Here is a 15,249-nt window from a genome sequence, read left to right as displayed (position 1 = left end):
TGATGCTTTCGTTATTACGCCAAGGGATCCAGCCTTGGTACTCTCCAGTGTTTTCCATTGAGGGTTTGATTGCTCATATCGGCTGACATGATATGGGTGTTATGGTTTGTTATTGTTCTAAATTGAGAAAGGCAATCTTTTCAAGCGCTTTGGAGATTATCAAAATACATCCGAAGACGATGGCCCAAATTACCATCCAAATAAAGTCATCGTAATACCAGGATCCCATTTGATCTTTTGCCCAGGCCGTCAATGATAGATTTGGAGCAACGAATAAGTAAAAGGCATACATTTGCCCAATGACCAGTATCCAAAAGACCCTCCCTCGGTAGTTGGCAGCAACGGTTTGCCAGTTTTGTTCTTGCATGTTATTTCCCTGTCGCTCTCAGTAGCAGTACCGAGTGCCGCCGTAGTAATTGCAGATCTGAGGTGGCGGGGTGATCGATTGACCGAATGAGTTATTAAATGCTCTGCCGACGCCTTGCAATGCTGCAGCTCCAGCCATGGCGTTTCTTTGCTGCCTTATGGCTTCGTCATATGCGGCTGCTTGAGCTTGTCTAATACGATCATTTTCTAGATCCGCTTGACGCTGCGCTCTCTCGTTGGCTTCTTTTAATTCTGCGGTGGCAGCTATATAGCGCTCCCATCTAGCGGCGTTGAGATTATCGTACTCTTGTTTGGAGATTTTTTTCTTATCCAATAACTCCGAGTACTCAATAGTAGAGGTCAAAAGATCCAGAGATAATTTGTCGTTTGGTACATAAGTTTTAACAGCGGAGAGCATTTCCTTAAACCCCATTGTTCTGCTGATTTTCTTATCCCTCATTTGCTCTTTAATGCGATTTACTTCCTTATCCAGTAATTCAGTATTGCTTTGGGCAAGCGCAGGTACGCATAGTAGCGCAGCAAATGCTAAAACAATAGCTCTGATGGTTTGCATGGAAACCCCCACTAGTTCTAAAAATTAATATTTAAATTGTAGCTTTAAAGCCGTGGCTCACAAACCGTGGATTTATAGCCAAGGATCGGTGATAACCCTTGTAATTAAGGGAGAGCCACTATGTGGGAGCGAGAATTAGCTAAAAAAAAGAATCTACTGGCGCTAAATATCAAGAGAATTCGTTTGGAGCATGGGTTGGCTCAAGAGCGTCTTGCGCTAGAGGCGGGGGTTGATAGAACGCTAGTGAGCAAAATTGAGCGTGTAGTTGCCAACCCTTCTTTGGAGGTGCTTGTGAAACTTGCAACTGCATTACAAGTTTCAACTCAAGCATTATTGAGCGAAGAGTCTTAAATTGGGCATATTCATTTGGACCTCAATCAACTTGAAAACAATCAAGATTAATCAAGTTTAGAAAAGGCGTAGGCATTTCCTGCATTTATCCATCAAAGTAGAAATCCAGGATTTGGGAATTTTCCTGCCAAATTGGCAAAAGCTCTCATCACCAATTCTGCTCAGGATTTCCATTGGATCACGAAGGGAGGTGCTGTGAGGTTGGTCAGAAAAGTATGGAAATAGACTTCTTGGATCCATCCATTTTTCTTTGAATTCTCGGGGCTCCATTTGGCCCACAGGGATGTATTCAGAAAAAGGACTTTTTTCTCCGCATTTCTGACAAATCATTAAATCTGTAGGGGCGTAGTAGGCGTCCGGTGGCATGCCCATATAAAGGCTAATAGAGGAGTATTCGGATTTAATGTGAATTTGCCCGCACTTAGGACATTCATAGAGATTAAAGTGGCCAATGCGAGTCATGATTGCCCTTTAGGCTCCCGAGTCCCAAGATTTAAGCAGTGGTTTTGAGTTTGATTGCAAAATCGGCAATACCGAGTTTGAATAACAGCTTGGCAGCAGCATCTAAAGTTTTAAATTCTCTTGTCTCGCCCTTGCCGGTTTCTAGTGGCTTGCCATCAGCCACAATCATGTAGCCTTGGGACATGACTCCATAGTGCACCTGAACTTTTTTCAAGGCTTGGTTATCCAGGAGCAGTTTCATCTCTCGCTCGTTCATGAAGACTCCTTATTGCTAGCAGTGAGCGGCGCAAATAAATCTCCTTGTTCAACCTTGGCAATCAACTCCCCGGGTTCAACCTGCAGGTAATCACAGAGCTTGGTCAGTACCTCCCGATCAAAGCTATTAACCCGATCGTTGTAATAGCGATCTAAGGTAGCCCTGGCAATACCTGTAGCCCGGCAAACATCAGAAACCTTGATGCGGCGAGCGCCTAAAATGGTCGAAAGACGGCAAGTAATCATTATTTAAGAGTATTTATTAATCGATATAGATCATTTTATACTATAAAATAGTAAATTTATGGGCCTTTTATTAAGGCTATCCTGACTCACTGGTCGATTGATGAGTGCTCGTAAGTTTAGGTAGTCGGTCAAGTCATCCTGGGGTTTGCCGGCTAATTCAGTGGGGTAGTATTGATTGAGGCTTTCAGAGGTGTGCAGGATATATTGCCGTTAGCCGAGCTTTGCATCATTTAAGCCATTTGCCCATTATGGTGCGGCAATTAAAACGTATCAAAATAGGAAAGACAGCATGACTAGTGCCCAACAACGCGCCGAACTGCAACGCCGTATATGGCAAATTGCCAATGATGTGCGAGGCGCAGTAGATGGCTGGGATTTCAAGCAGTATGTGCTTGGTGCTTTGTTCTATCGTTTTATCAGTGAAAACTTTGCCAACTATATTGAAGGTGGCGATGAAAGTGTTAACTATGCCGCACTTTCCGATAAGGATATTGTTCCGGAGGTTAAGGACGATGCCATTAAAACCAAGGGTTATTTCATTTATCCTAGTCAGCTATTTGTGAATGTGGCCGCTAACGCTAATATCAATGAAAGCCTCAATACCGATCTGGCCACTATCTTTGCAGCGATTGAATCGTCCGCTAATGGTTATCCTTCTGAGCAAGATATTAAAGGCCTTTTTGCTGATTTTGATACCACGAGTAACCGCCTTGGCAATACTGTAAAGGATAAAAATACACGTCTAGCCGCTGTACTCAAAGGTGTGGCTGAGCTGGACTTCGGTGGTTTTGATGCTAGTCATATCGACTTGTTTGGCGATGCTTATGAATTTCTGATTTCGAACTATGCTGCCAATGCTGGTAAATCCGGTGGTGAATTTTTTACGCCACAACATGTATCTAAGTTAATTGCTCGGCTGGTCATGCATAAGCAAACTAGTGTCAACAAGATTTATGATCCGGCCTGTGGCTCTGGCTCGTTGCTATTGCAAGCCAAAAAACAATTCGACACCCACGTGATTGAAGATGGCTTTTTTGGGCAAGAGATCAACCACACCACATACAACTTGGCGCGGATGAATATGTTCTTGCACAACATCAACTATGACAAGTTCAATGTTCAGTTGGGCAATACTTTAATTGACCCCCATTTTGGTGATGACAAGCCCTTCGATGCCATTGTCTCTAATCCACCATATTCGGTGAAATGGATAGGTTCAGATGACCCTACGCTAATTAATGATGACCGCTTTGCCCCAGCTGGCGTGTTGGCTCCCAAATCCAAAGCTGATTTTGCTTTTGTACTGCACGCGCTTAGCTATCTGTCCAGTAAAGGCCGCGCTGCGATCGTTTGCTTCCCCGGTATTTTTTACCGTGGTGGGGCAGAGCAAAAAATTCGAAAATACCTGGTAGATAACAACTATGTGGAAACGGTGATTTCGCTTGCGCCCAATTTGTTTTATGGCACCACCATCGCTGTAAATATTTTGGTGTTATCCAAACACAAATTAGATACCACTACCCAGTTCATCGATGCTAGCGGCTTATTTAAGAAAGAAACCAACAACAACGTGCTGCTGGACGAGCACATCAACCAAATCATCCGGGTGTTTGACAGCAAAGCGAACGTAGAGCACTTCGCGCAGTCCGCATCGCTTGAGAAGGTTGCTGCCAATGACTACAACCTGTCGGTCAGTGGCTATGTCGAGGCCAGGGATGGTCGCGAAGTGGTGGATATTGCGCTGCTTAATGCTGAGCTAAAAATCACTGTGGCCAAGATTGATCAACTTCGTAAGGATATTGATGTCATCGTTAAGGAGATTGAAGGTGAGGGGTTTGGAGTATGAGCGACCTGAGCTTTATGGAAAAGCTCTTGGATGGCGTTACTGTAGAGTTGCTATCCCTAGGGGATGTAACTCAATATGAGCAGCCCACTAAATACTTAGTAGCGGCAAAGAACTACAGCGATGAATTTAATATACCAGTTCTGACTGCAGGTAAAACTTTTATTCTTGGCTACACTAACGAAGCGAGTGGAATTTATAAGGCTTCTGAACATCCTGTAATTATTTTTGATGATTTCACTACTGCAAACAAATGGGTTGACTTTGATTTCAAGGTTAAATCTTCAGCAATGAAGATGATCACATCAAGCGATCAGAATAGGGTATTGCTTAAATACATTTACTACTGGCTAAATACTCTGCCAAGTGAGTTAGTCGATGGAGATCATAAGCGTCAATGGATTGGCACATTTACTAGTAAGAAAATCCCCATCCCTTGCCCACAAGACCCAAAAAAATCTCTTGAAATTCAAGCTGAAATTGTCCGTATTTTGGACAATTTCACAGAGCTTACAGCGGAGCTTACAGCGGAGCTTACAGCTCGTAAAAAACAATATAACTACTATCGAGATAAGTTGTTGAGTTTTGAGAAGGGGGCTGAATGGAGGGTGCTTGGGGAAGTGGCGGAATACTCAAAAGTGCGTATTTGCTCTGAGCAAGTAGATTCAACGAATTATGTGGGTGTTGATAATCTTTTGCAGAATCGAGCGGGAAAGACCGAGTCCAATTATGTGCCAACGGAAGGTAATTTAACAGGGTATCAAAATGGCGATGTTTTAATTGGCAATATCCGCCCTTACCTAAAGAAGATATGGCATGCTGATCGTGCCGGAGGGGTAAATGGTGATGTTTTGGTGATTCATCCAACTGATGAGACGTTGAGTACTCGATATTTATTTCACGTTTTAGCGGATGAGGGATTTTTTGAATACAACATGAAGCATGCCAAAGGGGCAAAAATGCCCCGCGGAAACAAAGAAAAAATAATGGAATATCGTTTTCTGGTTCCCAACGCAAAATCTGAACAAGAGCGCGTGGCGTCTATCCTCGATAAGTTCGATGCCCTTACCAACTCCATCAGTGAAGGCTTACCACGTGAAATCGAATTGCGTCAGAAGCAATTCGAGTATTACCGTGATTTGTTATTGAACTTTCCCCGGTCAGAAGATGTAGTGAGCTAATATGGGCGACTATAAAACTATTGTTGAATCAAATAACTTTATCGTTTTAGATAAATATATCGGAGAGTGGCAGGTTTCCGAAAGTTACCAAAGCGAAAGCGATCTAGAGCGTGAGTTGATTCAGGATTTAGTTAACCAGGGTTACGAATATCTGCCCAGCCTGAATACGCCTGAAGCCTTGCTTGCTAATGTACGCGTGCAATTGCAGGCGCTCAATAACGTGCAGTTTTCTGATGGCGAGTGGTTGCGTTTTGTTGAAACCTGGTTGGATAGGCCTAGCGATGGCATTGTTGATAAGACTCGCAAGATTCATGATGACTATATTCACGACTTTGTCTTTGACGATGGGCGCATCCAAAATATCTATTTGCTTGACAAGAAAAATGTTGCCCGCAACAGATGTCAGGTAATCAAACAGTTTGAACAAACAGGTACGCATGCCAATCGTTATGACGTGACAATTCTGGTCAACGGCCTACCGCTAGTACAGGTAGAGTTAAAAAAGCGTGGCGTGGCTATTCGTGAAGCGTTTAATCAAGTGCATCGCTATAGCAAGGAAAGCTTTAATAGTGAGCATTCCTTATTCAAGTATTTGCAGTTATTTGTGATTTCCAATGGTACGGATAGCCGTTATTTTGCAAATACCACCGCTCGCAATAAAAATAGCTTTGACTTCACCATGAATTGGGCAAAGGCAGACAACAGCCTCATTAAAGATCTAAAAGACTTTACTGCCACTTTTTTCCAAAAAAACACTTTACTCAATGTATTGCTACATTATTCGGTGTTTGATGCTAGCGATACCCTGTTGGTAATGCGCCCCTATCAGATTGCTGCTACTGAGAGAATTCTATGGAAGATTAAGAGCGCGTATCAAGCAAAGAGCTGGAGCAGTCTTGAAGGCGGTGGTTTTGTTTGGCATACCACTGGATCGGGCAAGACCTTAACGAGTTTTAAGGCTGCGCGTTTAGCTACGGAGTTGGATTTCATTGATAAGGTTTTCTTTGTAGTAGATCGCAAGGATCTGGATTATCAGACCATGAAGGAATATCAGCGATTTTCGCCCGATAGCGTCAATGGCTCGGATAATACTGCTGGGCTTAAGCGCAACCTGGAGAAGGATGACAACAAGATCATTGTCACCACTATTCAAAAACTCAATAATCTAATGAAAAGCGAAGGCGATCTGCCGATTTATAACAAGCAGGTTGTTTTTATTTTTGATGAGTGTCACCGCAGCCAGTTTGGTGAAGCGCAGAAAAATTTGAATAAGAAGTTTAAGAAGTTCTATCAGTTCGGATTTACCGGAACTCCAATATTTCCGCAGAATGCGCTTGGCGCAGAAACTACTGCTAGCGTGTTTGGTCGCGAATTGCATTCGTATGTCATCACTGATGCAATCCGCGATGAAAAGGTCCTTAAGTTTAAGGTGGACTACAACAATGTGCGTCCGCGCTTTAAGGCTATTGAATCTGAGCGGGATGAGAAAAAACTCAGCGCGGCAGAAAACAAGGAGGCGTTGTTACACCCTGAACGTATTCGTGAGATTACCCAGTACATTTTAAGTAACTTCAGGCAAAAGACTCACCGCCTCCAAGCGGGCAATAAAGGTTTTAACGCGATGTTCGCTGTGAGCGGCGTGGATGCTGCTAAGCTGTATTACGAGTCATTTAAAGAGCTTCAGAAAAATAGTGATAAGCCGCTGAAAGTGGCTACCATCTTCTCATTTGCGGCTAATGAAGAACAAGATGCAGTCGGCGATATTCAGGATGAGGGTTTTGATGTCTCCGCCATGAATAGCAGTGCGAAGGAGTTTTTGAGTACGGCTATTGCGGATTACAACGCGCTGTTTAAGGCCAGTTTTAGTGTAGATAGCAAGGGTTTTCAGGATTATTACCGTGACTTGGCCAAGCGAGTGAAGTCCAAGGAAATTGACTTGTTGATTGTGGTGGGTATGTTCCTGACCGGGTTTGATGCGCCCACTCTAAATACTTTATTTGTAGATAAAAACTTGCGCTATCACGGCTTGATACAGGCCTATTCACGCACTAATCGTATTCTTGATGCCACTAAGACTTTTGGGAATATCGTTACATTCCGTGATTTGGAACAAGCCACGATTGATGCGATTACGCTGTTTGGCGATAAAAACACTAAAAATGTGGTGCTGGAGAAGAGTTACAAAGAGTATATGGAGGGTTTTACCGACGCGCTCACTGGTCAGGTACGACGCGGCTATGTGGAGATTGTAAAAGAGCTTGAGCAGCGTTTTCCTAACCCTGCGGAGATTGTTAAGGAGTCAGACAAGAAGGCCTTCGCAAAACTCTTTGGAGAGTATTTGCGTGTTGAGAATGTGCTGCAAAACTATGATGAGTTTGCTAGTTTAAGGGCATTACAAGGGGTTGATCAAAATGATGCAGCAGCAGTTGCAGATTTCAAGGCAAAGCATTATTTGAGTGATCAGGATTTTGCATCGCTTCAATTAATCAAGGTGCTTGCTGAGCGAAAAATTCAAGATTATCGATCAACTTACAACGATATTCGCGATTGGTTACGTCGTGAAAAAGTTTCTTCAGAGAAGGAAGAATCTACCGTCGATTGGGATGATGTGGTTTTTGAGGTGGACTTGCTGAAATCACAGGAGATCAATCTAGACTACATCCTAGAACTGATCTTTGAAAATAATAAAAAGGTTAAAGACAAGGCTTCGCTTGTTGAGGATGTGCGCCGAGTCATTCGCGCTAGCCTTGGAAACCGTGCTAAAGAGGGTTTATTGATTGACTTTATTAATCAAGCTGATTTGGATCAAATGAGCGATAAGGCTAGTGTGATTGATGCCTTTTTTGCTTTTGCCCAAGGGGAGCAGCAGCGTGAAGCGCAAGAGCTAATAGGTGCTGAGAACTTAAATGCAGAAGCAGCTAGACGCTATATCGCTGCTTCATTAAAGCGAGAGTTTGCTAGTGATAACGGCACCGAGCTTAATGCCATCCTGCCTAAGATGAGTCCGCTTAATCCGCAATATCTGGTAAAGAAGCAAAGCGTGTTTCAAAAGATTGCCGCTTTTGTTGAGAAGTTTAAAGGTGTGGGTGGGCAGATTTAATAGGGTTTAGTAAGTATTGCAAGTTACTAATAGGTAATTGTGCTCATGGCACTGGCAATATGCAGCTATCTTGGAAATTTTAAAAAAATGAATGAGTATGATAAAACGGGTATTAAGGTTTGGCAGGCTCTAATTTCGATGAGACATGGCCAAGTAGCATTTATGATGTATGTTCATTGGCTAGCTTAATTTTTCAGATCCCCATTTGTAAAAATTACTAAGAGGATGTGCCTTGGAACCAAAAGTATTTATCTCCTACAGTTGGTCTTCTCCTGGCCATCAAGAATCAATTCGTAAATATGCAGAACGTCTGAGAGGTGACGGGATAGACGCAGTTCTCGATGTTTGGAGCCTAAAAGAAGGCCATGATAAATATGCCTTTATGGAATCAATGGTTACTGATCCAGGCGTAAGTCATGTGCTTATTTTTTGTGATGCTGAGTATGCTGCTAAAGCAGATGCACGAAAAGCCGGCGTTGGAACTGAGTCACAAATTATTTCTGGAGAAATTTATTCAAAAGTAGCGCAATCTAAGTTCATTCCAATAGTATGTGAATTTGATGGGTCAGGTGAGCCACTTTTACCTGTATTTCTTCGTAATCGTATTTGGATCGATTTCTCAAGCTCTCAAGCAGTAAATGAGAATTGGGAAAAATTAATTCGTGCAATTTATGGAAAACCAGTTCATGAAAAACCTGAACTGGGAAAAGTACCTTTATATATAACCACTGACTCAAGCTCACCAGTAAATAAAGCAGAGCTTAAGTTCTATGAATTAAAGCAGGCAATCGTTAACGGTAAGCCGAGACTAGACTTATATCGCAAAGATTTTTTTGATGCGTGCTATGAATATGCAGATGCCTTGAGAACAAGGCAGCAAGCTGAAAAAGATATTAAGGGTGAGCAGGTTCTGGAGGATTGCGGCAAGCTAAAGCAGATTCGAGACCAAATCGTTAATTGGATATTGCTTGAGGCCGAAGGGGCAGATCGCGAAAAGTTTGAAGAGACGCTAATCATGGTGCTCGAGCGACTTTTGGAGCTTAAGTCTAGACCAGAAGAGGTGTCTGTCTGGTACCAGTCTTGGTTTGAGGCGCACAGTGTTTTTGTTTATGAAACTTTTTTGTATATAGTCGCGGCCTTAATCAAGGTTCAATCGTTTTCAACTCTAAATCTAATTCTCACCACCAATTATTTGCTGCCAGAAACAATGCGAACATCAAATGGTTTTGGGCCGTTCACAGCTTTTCATGGCGGTTCGGATGCCCTGCAAATATTAGCGCCTCCGGGAAAGAAACTTCTTTCTCCGGCTGCAGAATTAATTAAACGTCAAGCCAGCAGAGAAGAGCTCATATTTCCCACTCTTATGGAGGCTGAGTTGCTGATTTTGATGATGGCGGCCGTCTCAAAAGACAACTGGTGGTTCCCGCAGACTTTATATTATTGGTCTGGATCCAGGCCTGCCCCATTATTTATGCGAGCAACGCAGCACCGCCACTTCCAAAAACTGGCCATGATTACAGGCATTAAAAGCGCTGAGGAGTTGCGTATCGCTGTAAAAGATGGATTTAAGAGATTGGATATTAATCGTTGGCCGAATTTTTTCTTGGCAGGAATCAATTTTTGGGAAAGTATGAATATGGATGCTCTCGATAGCATTGCATAGGAAATCGCTGAGTCGTTATAAAGATGTTCCCCTTTTTCTGGCCAGAATTGGCGTTTAGAAGTTTGTTACAGAGTTAACTAATTTTTAGGCTACTTTCTTTGAAATATTCATTTATTAATATTTCGAGCTGATTGCTTTGTAATGGTTGTTTGATGCCTATAAATCTATCTTTTGATGATATTCAAATGTACTATCAACATAAAGCAATTTACTTGCTTGGGCTGGATATTGAAAGAATTTATGAGTCAGGAAAAATCCCCGCTAGAAAATCTATATCGAGAAGCGAAAGCGGTTGGCTTACAACATCTCGACCCCAAAATATTGCTTAAGGAATTTGGGCCTTGGATCTATGCAATTGCCGTTGGAATCCTATATGCATCTGGCTTTCTCGTACTAAATTCAAATCTGGCGAGGTCTGGAATTCTTGATGTTGAATTTGTTAATGCCCGTTATCTACTTGCAGGTTTAAGTTTTCTATTCTTCATCGTTTGCTTTTATCTTTTCGCTGGGCGTGCCGTGCTATTTACGCCAACGTGGCTTAAGGAAGATCTTGCGTGGGTTAATAGAAGTGGGCGGAAGCCATTTTGGTCTATTGTTGCTTTGATTCATTCCTTGATCACAGCATTATTCTTTTGCTGCCTATCTACCGTATTCTTTACTTCTATAGCCATTAATAATGCCGAATTTAAATCTTTTTATGCTGTTTTGATAGGCTCGTTTTTCATCACATACACACTTGATGTGACAAATTTTGACGTTAAGTTCCCCAGATTTACTACGATAGTAAAAATTATTATTGAGCTTATTGCCCTGTATGTGTTTTTTTCGCTGGATTGGTCGGACGTAACAAATACTGTATTTATTATTTACGCTAGCATTTTTATGTTTCTCAATTTTGCAATTGATGGAGTTGCGCGTTACAAAAAAACTGCTGATAGGCTGATATATAACGGCATGTATGTAGTTATTTGCGTATTTATTGCGGCGATAGGATATGGCACCACTTTATATGGGCAAGTGAGCTCCAAAATTGGCGGAGCTCGCCCAGAATTTGTATTGCTTGGCATATCTGCGGAGGCGCAACAATCTATTCCTGGTCAGCTTGAGAGGGCTTCCAGGCAATTTTTTGAGGGCTATCTAGTGCACCAAACATCTTCTTACGTTTATATTGAATCGCTAGGGCAAACCATCCGCTTTCGAGCTGATGATGTAATTACTTTGGTATCAAAATCAATGACTAAGTAAAATTTGAAAAAGGGTATTATTTGGCAGAGTTTTTTTGGGGGGCAATTTATTGGCTCAGCTATATTTAAATGTGGTGTTAGCACTTTCGTGCTCTGCTGTTTTTAAATGCTGCGCTGTAGGGTGGTGGCCATAGCGCTTATTTTTGGTTTTTGGGAGTGCTTTTACAAAGTGTGAGTAACTTTGTGAGTATTTTTTTAAATTAAATAAATATAGTCTTTGTAAATCAAATACTTATATAAATAATTTGATTCCCTGATTCCCACCAAATCTAAAAGCCATTGCCCCTCGGCAGTGGCTTTTTTCTTAGGGTGCTGGGTATGGCTAAATTTTGGAACTTTGTTATTTTCCAGCTTGGTTGGTTTGCCTGTGTACTAGGTGCGGCCAATAAACAAGTGTTTTGGGCGGTAGCTGCCACTCTCGCATATATCGTCTTCCATGCTTGGCGCTCACCTTCGCCAAAGACAGAGGTGCGCCTTCTAGTTAAGGCTTTTATCTTTGGTTTGGTGGCTGATACCCTCATCATGCATTTGGGCTATCTGGATTTTCAGGATGATTGGCCATCGCCGTATTTGTCACCTCTGTGGATGTGGGTCTTGTGGGTTTTGGTGGCCACTACTGTCAATGGATCCTTGACCTGGTTGCGAGGCAGACCTGTTTTAGGAGCTGTTTTAGGCGGTATTGCCGGCCCAATGTCTTATGAGGCTGGTATCCGGATGGGTGCTGGAGGTTGGGGCCCAGGTGGTCAAATCACTGGATTTATCCTTGTTGGGGTGGTCTGGGCTATAGCTATTCCCCTCTTTTTCTATTGGGATCGAGCCAATCAAGCCCAGCTTAGTAAAAAATCCGTAAATTCGCTTTAAAAGTCGCTTGCAAAGACTACTGTTTTTATATACAGTAACTCCTAAGTTGTTACACAGTAGATAAAACTTCGGGAAAAAGCCCAGTACATAGTGAAAAGGGAATAAAAATGGCCTTGGATAACAAAAAGCAATCAGCCTCTTCAGAATTTGAAGGAATGAGCGGGGACAAACAAAAAGCATTAACTGCAGCACTGGCACAAATTGAGAAACAGTTTGGCAAAGGTTCAATCATGAGATTGGGCGATGCCGAAATTAGTCAAGATATTCAGGTAGTTTCTAGCGGTTCACTCGGATTAGATATCGCTCTTGGAGTTGGTGGTCTTGCGCGTGGGCGCGTAATTGAAATTTACGGTCCAGAATCTTCAGGTAAAACAACACTTACATTGCATGCAATTGCAGAAATGCAAAAGCTTGGTGGCACTTGCGCATTTATTGATGCGGAACATGCTCTTGATGTGCAGTACGCATCACGCCTCGGTGTTGATGTAAATAATTTGTTGATTTCTCAACCAGACACTGGTGAGCAAGCTTTAGAAATCGCAGACGCTTTGGTGCGTTCAGGTTCGATTGATCTAATCGTGATCGACTCGGTTGCAGCCTTAGTTCCAAGGGCTGAGATCGAAGGCGACATGGGCGATTCCTTGCCAGGTTTGCAAGCACGCTTGATGAGCCAAGCTTTACGTAAATTGACTGGTGCCATCAAGCGTACCAATACCACTGTGATCTTTATTAACCAGATTCGTATGAAGATTGGCGTGATGTTTGGTTCACCAGAAACAACTACTGGCGGTAACGCTTTGAAGTTCTATGCCTCTATGCGTTTAGATATTCGCCGTATCGGTAGCATCAAAAAAGGCGATGAGGTTGTTGGTAACGAAACTCGCGTTAAGGTTGTGAAGAACAAGGTTTCTCCTCCATTCCGTGAAGCCATTTTTGACATCATGTACGGCGCTGGTATTTCTAGAGAAGGCGAAATCATTGATATGGGTGTTGAGGCTGATCTCGTAGAAAAGTCAGGCTCTTGGTATAGCTACAACGGTGATCGCATTGGTCAAGGCAAAGACAATGTGCGCGAGTTCTTAAAAGAGAATCCAGCCATCGCCCAAGATATCGAGAAAAAGATTCGTGAGAAGCTTGGTGTGAAAGTCGGCTCAGCTGTAGTGACTGATGTATTGGCCGAGGAAGAAGAAGTCGAATAATCCCGTTGAATAATTCAATGTCAGAATCAAGTAGTAATAAAAAGCCCAAACAAAGCCCGAGTCTCAAAGCTCGGGCTTTGCGTCTTTTGTCGCAGCGAGAATACAGCCGCAAGGGTTTAGCCACCAAATTGGCTGAATCAGAGGCTAGGTGGGGTAAGTTAGGTGGAGATCAGGTGGAACAAACCCCAGAATCTGGAAATACCCAGATTGAAGCGGTTTTGGATGATTTTGAGGCTCGTGGTTGGTTGTCCGACGAGCGTTTTGCTGAGGCCTTGGTTCGCCGCCGCAGCGAGCGATACGGCATGAGAAAGATCGCCGACGAGCTCGAAAGGGCAGGGGTAGATTCTAAGCAGTCAGCCAAATTACTGGGAGTCTTAAAAGAGACCGAATTCCAGCGCGCTTATGACCTTTGGATGCGTAAATATGGCCAGCGCGCCACTGAACAAAAGGAACGCGCCAGACAATACCGATTCCTAGCTTCCAAGGGGTTTGGGTCCGATATTGTGGCCAAGGTCATAGGCGGTCAAACCCCTGATTAGGGCAATTACGGATCGAAAAACGCTATTTGCGGCGTTGCAGCATGATAGACTTATGGAGTCGGTCAAGCCGTTCGCATTTATTCAAATTTGGCAAATATAGCCAGCTTCAAGAGTAAGTATGAGATTGTGGCGACATCGGTTTTACTAATCCTCATCGCTTGCTAAAAAAGATACCGTTTCGGAGTAAATATGAAAATTCACGAGTACCAAGGCAAAGAACTTCTTCGCCAATTTAATGTGCCTGTTCCTAATGGCATTCCTGCATTTAGTGTTGATGAGGCAGTGAAAGCTGCTGAAAAATTAGGTGGCCCAGTATGGGTTGTAAAAGCACAGATTCATGCTGGTGGTCGCGGTAAAGGTGGCGGCGTGAAATTGGCTAAAAGCATGGACGAAGTGAAGAAATATGCTTCTGAAATTTTGGGCATGCAGCTCAAGACGCATCAAACTGGACCAGAGGGTCAAAAAGTAAATCGTCTCTTAATCGAAGATGGCGCTGATATTAAAAAAGAGTACTACTTCAGTATCGTTACAGACCGTGGCACACAAAAGAATGTGATCATGGCTTCTAGCGAAGGTGGTATGGATATTGAGGAAGTTGCTGAATCTCACCCAGAAAAAATTATTAAAGTATTTGTTGATCCGATGGTTGGTTTGACAGATGCTGATTGCGATATTGTTGCTAAAGGTATTGGCGTTCCTGAAGCGTCTATCCCAATGGCACGCGACGTATTCAAAAACCTTTACAAGACTTACTGGGATACCGATGCATCATTGGTTGAAATCAACCCATTAATCCTTGAAGGCAACGGCAAAATCAAGGCTTTGGATGCCAAGTTCAACTTTGATCCAAACGCATTGTTCCGTCATCCAGAAATCGTAGCTTATCGCGATATCGATGAAGAAGATGCTGCTGAAATTGAAGCTTCTAAATTTGACCTTGCTTACATTTCTTTAGATGGCAATATCGGCTGTTTAGTGAATGGTGCAGGTTTGGCAATGGCCACCATGGACACCATTAAGTTGTTCGGTGGCGAGCCAGCAAACTTCTTGGACGTTGGCGGCGGTGCTACAGCAGAAAAAGTAACTGAAGCATTCAAGATCATGTTGAAGAACAAGAGTGTTGAAGCTATTTTGGTAAATATTTTCGGCGGCATTATGCGTTGTGACGTGATCGCTGACGGTGTTGTTACTGCATGTAAAGCAGTAAACCTCACAGTACCTTTGGTTGTGCGCATGAAGGGCACTAACGAAGAGTTGGGCAAGAAGATTCTTGCAGACTCTGGTTTGCCAATTATTAGCGCCGATTCAATGGCTGAAGCTGCTACTAAGGTAGTTGCTGCTGTTGCCAAAAACAAATAATCCAGG

The 15,249-nt window shown here is 42.9% G+C and carries 14 protein-coding genes; 10 read left to right on the top strand and 4 right to left on the bottom strand.

Going from position 1 to position 15,249, the window contains the following annotated elements:
* Window positions 1-109: 109 nt before the first annotated feature.
* Entirely contained in the window at window positions 110-367 is a 258-nt protein-coding gene (locus tag JaK3_RS00250) for a hypothetical protein (protein WP_068319487.1), read from the bottom strand.
* A gap of 18 nt (window positions 368-385) precedes the next feature.
* Complete coding sequence (locus tag JaK3_RS00245) at window positions 386-940, bottom strand: hypothetical protein (RefSeq protein WP_068319485.1); 555 nt, start codon at window positions 938-940, stop codon at window positions 386-388.
* Window positions 941-1,060: 120 nt separating this feature from the next.
* On the opposite strand from JaK3_RS00245, the gene JaK3_RS00240 reads away from it, so the two are divergent.
* Entirely contained in the window at window positions 1,061-1,291 is a 231-nt protein-coding gene (locus tag JaK3_RS00240; protein ID WP_068319482.1) for a helix-turn-helix domain-containing protein, read from the top strand.
* 493 nt (window positions 1,292-1,784) lie between these two features.
* Here the strand turns inward: JaK3_RS00240 and JaK3_RS00230 are convergent, their stop codons facing one another.
* Window positions 1,785-2,009 (bottom strand): hypothetical protein, encoded by a 225-nt coding sequence (locus tag JaK3_RS00230; RefSeq protein WP_068319478.1) that lies wholly within the window; start codon window positions 2,007-2,009, stop codon window positions 1,785-1,787.
* The gene (locus tag JaK3_RS00225; protein ID WP_082786330.1) at window positions 2,006-2,254 is read right to left on the bottom strand and encodes a helix-turn-helix domain-containing protein; all 249 of its coding nucleotides are present in this window, start codon (window positions 2,252-2,254) and stop codon (window positions 2,006-2,008) included. The genes JaK3_RS00230 and JaK3_RS00225 overlap by 4 nt, the downstream gene beginning before the upstream one ends.
* Before the next feature lie 289 nt (window positions 2,255-2,543).
* Here JaK3_RS00225 and JaK3_RS00220 point away from each other — a divergent pair, with 289 nt between their 5' ends.
* From JaK3_RS00220 to sucC, 9 genes are all read left to right on the top strand, one after another.
* Complete coding sequence (locus JaK3_RS00220; protein WP_068319476.1) at window positions 2,544-4,100, top strand: type I restriction-modification system subunit M; 1,557 nt, start codon at window positions 2,544-2,546, stop codon at window positions 4,098-4,100.
* Complete coding sequence (locus JaK3_RS00215) at window positions 4,097-5,278, top strand: restriction endonuclease subunit S (protein WP_068319474.1); 1,182 nt, start codon at window positions 4,097-4,099, stop codon at window positions 5,276-5,278. Before JaK3_RS00220 ends, JaK3_RS00215 begins: the two co-directional genes overlap by 4 nt.
* 1 nt (window position 5,279) lies before the next feature.
* Complete coding sequence (locus JaK3_RS00210; protein WP_068319473.1) at window positions 5,280-8,378, top strand: type I restriction endonuclease subunit R; 3,099 nt, start codon at window positions 5,280-5,282, stop codon at window positions 8,376-8,378.
* 232 nt (window positions 8,379-8,610) lie between these two features.
* Entirely contained in the window at window positions 8,611-10,041 is a 1,431-nt protein-coding gene (locus JaK3_RS00205) for an SEFIR domain-containing protein (RefSeq protein ID WP_068319472.1), read from the top strand.
* Window positions 10,042-10,281: 240 nt separating this feature from the next.
* Window positions 10,282-11,286 (top strand): hypothetical protein, encoded by a 1,005-nt coding sequence (locus JaK3_RS00200; protein ID WP_068319471.1) that lies wholly within the window; start codon window positions 10,282-10,284, stop codon window positions 11,284-11,286.
* A 317-nt stretch (window positions 11,287-11,603) separates the two neighbouring features.
* Complete coding sequence (locus tag JaK3_RS00195; RefSeq protein WP_068319469.1) at window positions 11,604-12,146, top strand: DUF2878 domain-containing protein; 543 nt, start codon at window positions 11,604-11,606, stop codon at window positions 12,144-12,146.
* Window positions 12,147-12,259: 113 nt separating this feature from the next.
* Window positions 12,260-13,345 carry a recombinase RecA gene (recA, locus tag JaK3_RS00190; protein ID WP_082786353.1) on the top strand — a complete coding sequence of 362 codons (1,086 nt, stop codon included), beginning with the start codon at window positions 12,260-12,262 and terminating at the stop codon, window positions 13,343-13,345.
* Between the two features lie 17 nt (window positions 13,346-13,362).
* Complete coding sequence (recX, locus tag JaK3_RS00185; RefSeq protein ID WP_068319465.1) at window positions 13,363-13,884, top strand: recombination regulator RecX; 522 nt, start codon at window positions 13,363-13,365, stop codon at window positions 13,882-13,884.
* 189 nt (window positions 13,885-14,073) lie between these two features.
* Window positions 14,074-15,243 (top strand): ADP-forming succinate--CoA ligase subunit beta, encoded by a 1,170-nt coding sequence (gene sucC, locus JaK3_RS00180; protein WP_068319461.1) that lies wholly within the window; start codon window positions 14,074-14,076, stop codon window positions 15,241-15,243.
* The last annotated feature ends 6 nt before the right edge of the window (window positions 15,244-15,249 follow it).

Origin of the sequence: Polynucleobacter yangtzensis (genome assembly GCF_001595965.1) — a bacterium.
Taxonomy (GTDB): domain Bacteria; phylum Pseudomonadota; class Gammaproteobacteria; order Burkholderiales; family Burkholderiaceae; genus Polynucleobacter; species Polynucleobacter yangtzensis.
The sequence above is the reverse complement of the archived record's forward strand: the minus strand, read 5'-3'. Positions and strand labels throughout refer to the sequence as shown.